A 2,090-nucleotide genomic window follows, 5' to 3' on the forward strand; every position below is an offset into this window, starting at 1 on the left:
TGTTAAAGCCGATGTTAAAATCCCCAATATAGCCGGAATAAAATTCCCCATCTAAAATAGAACCATAGGTTTGAGAGGAGCCATGGTTCATGATAAGTAGAGGGGATTTTTTTATGATCAAAGATATGTACAACAAAGGAATGAGCATATCAGACATCTCAAGGGAGCTGCAGATGGATCGGAAAACGATTCGAAAACACATCCACTCTGCAACTGCTCCTTCGAAGCAGAGCCGAAAGAAAAAAAGCAAGCTCGATGCTTATAAAGAGTACTTACATAGGCGTATGATGGAAGACCATGTTTTTAATGGAGAGCGTTTGCTGGATGAAATTCGCCAACTGGGCTATCAAGGAGGAAAAACCATCCTGAAAGATTACTTAAAGCCTTTTCGGGACAATGCGAGAAAAAAATACACCATCAGATATGAAACTCTGCCAGGAGAACAGATGCAGGTGGACTGGAAAGAGATTGGAACGGTGATTTTAAACGGAGAAAAAGTCAAAATATCCATGTTTGTGGCCATACTAGGCCACTCAAGGATGAAGTATGTAGAGTTCACCCTATCCCAAGATCAGGAGCACGTGCTTCAGTGCTTAGTCCATAGTTTTAAGTACTTTGGGGGCATTCCAAGAACGGTATTGTTTGATAATATGCGGACGGTAACCGATGGACGTGAACAAGGGATAGTGAAGTGGAACCAGAGGTTTTCAGAATTTGCCTCTTACTATGATTTCATTCCAAAAGCATGTAGGCCCTACCGGGCTCAAACAAAAGGAAAAGTCGAACGAGCTATACAATATATCACGAACCATTTTTATGTCGGAACGGTTTATGATTCCATTGAGGATATTAACCATCAGGTATCCCGGTGGCTCGACAGAATCGGAAATAGAAAAAAGAATGAAACAACAGGAGAGTTACCGCAAGTGAAATGGTCCGAGGAAAAGCTGCATTCTATACCTGTCCTAGATTACGACACAAGCTATCGTACATACAGAAAGACACACTTTGATGGCACCTTCTCGTATAAAGGCCAAAGATGGCTCCTGGCAAAGGAATATGCCGGCAAGGAAATATTGATTAAGGAAACATTGAACGGTAAAATCCGTCTATTCCATCAGGGAACGGAGATTCAAGGCTTGAATCAGCACACCACCGTGGTTTCTCTGGCTGAAAAAATAAAAAGGAAACAGACTGCCGTGGTTGCCGCCCCGCATTCTGTTCCCTCGGTAGAGGTCAATACCCGTCCTCTGTCTGCCTATGATGACCTCGTAAGAGGTGAATCATGAAAGAGCAGATTACGGAGTACTGCCAAAAGCTAAACTTGTCCGTTATCGCTGATCAATGGTCAGCGTTAGCAGATCAAGCAGCTAAAGATAATGTACCATACTCCTCGTTTCTTTTCAGTTTATTAGAGGCGGAAGTCGTTGAAAAACAAGTTCGATCAACAACCACCCTTCTTAAACTGTCGAGGCTGCCGTTTAGAAAAACAATCGATGAGTTTAATTTTTCTATCCAGCCCACGATTGATGAGCGAAGAATTCGAGAACTAATGACTCTTTCTTTCTTGAAAGAACATGAAAATCCTATCTTTCTGGGACCGCCTGGCATTGGAAAAACACACTTAGCTGTGTCCATTGGCCTTCAGGCCATTTCTCAAGGGTATAAAACCTATTTTGTATCTGCTCACGACCTCATTATTCAGCTGAGAAAAGCCGATTCCGATGGTAAATTGGAAAAGAAATTACGTTCTTTTGTAAAACCTAGGCTTTTAATTATCGATGAGATGGGCTATATGAAACTGGATATCGGAGATGCCCACTACCTGTTCCAGGTCATCGCCCGACGTTATGAGAAGGGATCCATTATCTTAACGTCCAATAAATCATTCGGTGAATGGGGAGAAATGGTCGGCGATCCGGTTATCGCAACAGCCATATTAGACCGACTGCTTCACCATTCACGCATCTTTAACCTGAATGGTGAAAGCTATCGGCTGAAGGAAAAACGCAACAAGGATAAGCTCGAAAAATAGAAAACTGGGGATTTTTATACCGGACATTTTGGGGAAGTTATAACCGGCCTTGACA

At 42.5% G+C, this 2,090-nt stretch carries 2 protein-coding genes; both read left to right on the top strand.

All coding sequences use genetic code 11. The features are described from left to right. Positions 1 to 89: 89 nt before the first annotated feature. A complete protein-coding gene (istA, locus tag ABHN01_RS21850; protein WP_429877278.1) occupies positions 90 to 1,289 on the top strand; it encodes an IS21 family transposase in 1,200 nt (399 codons plus the stop codon). Then, entirely contained in the window at positions 1,286 to 2,035 is a 750-nt protein-coding gene (gene istB, locus ABHN01_RS21855; protein WP_429877279.1) for an IS21-like element helper ATPase IstB, read from the top strand. The genes istA and istB overlap by 4 nt, the downstream gene beginning before the upstream one ends. Positions 2,036 to 2,090 lie beyond the last annotated feature (55 nt).

Origin of the sequence: Fictibacillus sp. NRS-1165 (genome assembly GCF_050468105.1) — a bacterium.
In the GTDB taxonomy this organism is placed as follows: Bacteria; Bacillota; Bacilli; order Bacillales; family Fictibacillaceae; genus Fictibacillus_C; species Fictibacillus_C terrinigri.